Source organism: Streptomyces sp. NPDC059900, assembly GCF_050270335.1.
Lineage (GTDB): Bacteria > Actinomycetota > Actinomycetes > Streptomycetales > Streptomycetaceae > Streptomyces.
Window position 1 is genome coordinate 1 of the sequence record NZ_JBNNJZ010000735.1, and the last position, 3,548, is coordinate 3,548.

Here is a 3,548-nt window from a genome sequence, read left to right on the forward strand (position 1 = left end):
CAGTGGTCCGGTCTCCCGCATACACCGTCTTGGTGCGCCACTTCTCGTCGCCGAAGGTGCGTGAGATGGCGTCGGTGACCCGGCCCATGCCGTCGTAGAGGTTCTCGGTCATCGAGGGGACCTTGTTGTCTGCTCCCTTGGCCAGGGTGCCGGAGGGGACGCCGTCGGCGTAGTAGGCAGCGTAGGACTTCCAGGTGAAGCCGCGGCTGTCGTACAGCGTCTCGGTGATGACTCGGTTCTTGGTGCCGATGGCCGGGGCCTGGGTCTCGCGGTCGCGCAGCAGTCCGTCGTAGAGCTGGTAGCTGGTGGCGTACGAGCCATCGTGCTGCAGGGTTTTGGTGGCGACCGCGTTCGCGGCGGTCTTGGAGATGGTGTAGCTGTACTCGGCCGAGGGCTGGCTGGCGTGGTCGGTCTTGGCCCAGCCGGGGCTCCAGACCTTCAACGTGCGGCCCAGGCCGTCGTACGTCGCGTCGGTGCGTTTGGTGTTGGCGTCGATGGTGGCGGTGGCCACGCCGCGGGCCGGGTCGTACTCGGTGGTCGTCTTGTGGCCCAGGGCGTTGGTCTCGGTCGCCGATTTCGGCGCCTCGATCGTCTTGGGCGTGTACTCGGTGGTGCTGGTGGTGACGCCGTCCGCGTCCGTTTCGGTCAGTTCGCGGCCGTGCTGGTCGTAGCTGTGGCTGGCGGTGGTCAGGTAGCCGGTGCCCTTGTCGTTCTGCTCGTCCAGGCGTGTCACATCGCCTTGGGTGGGTGTGGCGTCCAGGCTGGTGGCCTCGTCGTAGTAGTGCCGTTCGGTGGAGATCAGGTCAGCGGGCAGCGATGGGGTCTTGTCGCAGGCCACGGCTGTCTTCTTGACTTCCTTGACCAGGGTGAGGATGTTCTTTTCGGCGTTACGGGCGTAACTGGTGGTGGTGCACTGCTCGTCGCCGCCCTTGGTCATATCGCCGAGATCGGACTGGGAGAGGGGGAGTCCGAACTCGTCGAAGGTGCGCTCGCTCTTGGTGGAGCGCCAGGCGTCCCCGACGGCGGTGCGGGTCTTCTCGCTCTTGCTGCCGGTGGCGTACGCCGTCAGGGCCGACAGGCCGCTGCGCGCTTGGGTGGCGGTGGCCGCGCCGTGCCAGGGCTCGTAGCTGGTGGTGGTCTCCAGCTTGCCGCCGTCCCCGTTGTAGGTGGCCTCTTCGCGGGTCATGCCGGCGAACGCCTGATGGTCGGTGATCTCGACGCCTTCGTGGTCGCTGACCTTGGCGCCGTCGATGCCGCGGAAGTAGCGGTACTCCTTCAGGGTCTGCTTGTCCGAGGCGGGAGCTCCGGTGCGGACCTGGACGCGGCCATAGCCCTTGCGGTCGCCGTAGGTGAGGTGCTTGGCCTTGGTGAACTCGTCGTCCTCCTTGGCCCAGGCCATGCCGTCCAGGTAGGAGTAGTCGGTCTCCTTGATGGGTGCGCCGCCGGTGTTGTCGGCTTCCAGGACCTGGGTGGCCACGTAGGTGTGGAACCAGTCGAGGTAGGGCTCGTAGTCCGCGGCCGGGGCGTCGGGCGGTGACCACTTCACCGGGTAGCAGCGGCGCTTGTTCGATGAGGGGGAGGGGACGTCGCCGGCCTTGCAGTCCCGTTCGGAATAGGTGACGCCGATGGTGCCGCCGGACTCGGTGTCGATGCCGTAGACGCGGTAGCGCACCATGGGCGGCACCGGGTCCGGCTTGCCGCCGGTGGTGGCGCCCTCGACGCGGTTGGCCAGCTGCTGTCCCTTGAAGGTGACGGCCGGCAGGGTCACATCGCCGGTGCCGGTGTGGCCGGTGCGGGTGATGGAGGACAGCCACAGGGCCGGATCGGTGCCGTCGCCGGTTGCCGGGAACTGGTGGGCCAGTGTCCAGGAGTCCACTGGCTTGTAGGCGCCACCGGTCAGGAGCGAGGTGGAGATCTTCGTCAGGCGCTTGCGAGTCCAGAACGAGGGCGAGTAACGGTCCTTGCACTCGTCGCCGGCCTTGCAGTAGCGGTCGAAGGGCACATCGGGCCAGTTCTTCGCGTGCTCCTTGTCGAAGGTGCCGCAGTCGCTCAGGCAGCGCTCGGAGACGGTGAAGTCGACCTTGCCCGCGGCCTTCTGGCTGTACATGCTGCTGGAACGCAGACCGTACTCGATGCGGTCCAGGTAGCCGCCCCGGTCGTACACGGTGGCAGTGGAGGACCCGGAGGTGGGATTGACGTTGCGGCCGTAGTAGTTGGTCTCGGTGTTCCAGTAGTAGGCCATCGCGTCACCGTGCGGGTCCACGACATAGTCGAGATTCCACCGCCAGGCCTGCTGGCACCAGGAGTCCTTGTAGGCGTCCGCGTGGCAGGGCTCGTCCTTGTGGTTGCCGAACACCGGCGCGGTCCAAGTGGAGTTCGTCTGTGCCTTGCCCTCGCTCCAGCCGGGCAGACGGTTGTAGCCGAAGTAGTAGCGGGTGCCGTCCGGAGTGGTGATCCGCCAGTACTCGCCGTCGTCGTCGCCGTTGCCACGTTCCTTGCTGTCGAGCTTGACGGCCTTGGTGCCGTCGTCGCTTTCCAGGTGCCACTCGGCTGACTTGTCGTCCTTTACCTTGTCGTCCTTGACCAGGACGTTGCTCTGGCCGCCCAGGTTCAGGACAGCGTTGTCCTTCTTCCAGCACTGGTCGCCGCTCTTGTCGGTGCCGTTGCCGTCCTTGGCGTCATCCGCGCAGCTGACGTAGCGGCGCTCGATGTAGCCAGGCTCCATGCTCCAACCGTCGCCGACCCAGTTCGCCTGGTTGTTTGTGGCAGCGGTCCGCCCGTCCACCGACTGCGAGTTGTAGCCCAGAGCCAGTTCCGGCTCGGTCCCGCCCGGCACCTCGGGGGTGTCGATGTCGTAGGACCAGGAGAATCCGCCGTTAGAGCCGCCGGCGGACCAGGAGGCCGAGGGAGCCAGCGAGCTGGCCTTGAAGTCGCCCGATGCGCCGGATGCGCCGGCAGTGGCGGCCAGGAGTACGGTGCCCTGGCTTGCAGCCAGGCCGCTGCTCGAGTGTACCCGGGCCGGCGCCTTGGCCACCGGGGAGGCGTTTTCCGGTGCCGTGTCCGCGGCGGGAAGTTCGACGGGCGCAGAGAGGGTGCTGTTTTTGGTGTCGTTGACGGTCTTGAGTATCTGTCCGGCCTCACAGCCCTGCTTGCCCGAGGCAGTCAGCGCGCAGCCGGGCAGCTGCCGCAGCGTCAGGCGTGAGGCCCAGTCGCCGCCGTAGGCGTGCTGGAAGCCGGAGTAGTCCACTCGGACATCTACCGTTCCCTCGGAGCCCTTGACCGGGCGTACCGCCAGGACCACCCCTTCGACGCCGAGCGCCTTGGCGGTCGTCTGGTTGAGCACTTGGACCTGTGCCCTCGTGGGACCGACTGCCTTGGCCGCCTTCGTCTGTGCGCGGCCGATGCTGATGGGGAGGGTGCCGGGTTCGGCAGTGGTGCGGCCGGACGTCGGCACTGTGATCGAGGCTGTGCCTTCCTTGGGCCAGGTGGCCTTGGGGGCGTGCCTCCACCGGTGTTTGGCCGTCTGGTCAGTCGTTTATTTTTGTTTC

The 3,548-nt window shown here is 67.0% G+C and carries 1 pseudogene; it reads right to left on the minus strand.

From position 1 onward, the window contains the following. Window positions 1-3,454, minus strand: a pseudogene (locus ACQKIP_RS42955) (RHS repeat protein); the annotation flags it as partial. Window positions 3,455-3,548: the final 94 nt, after the last annotated feature.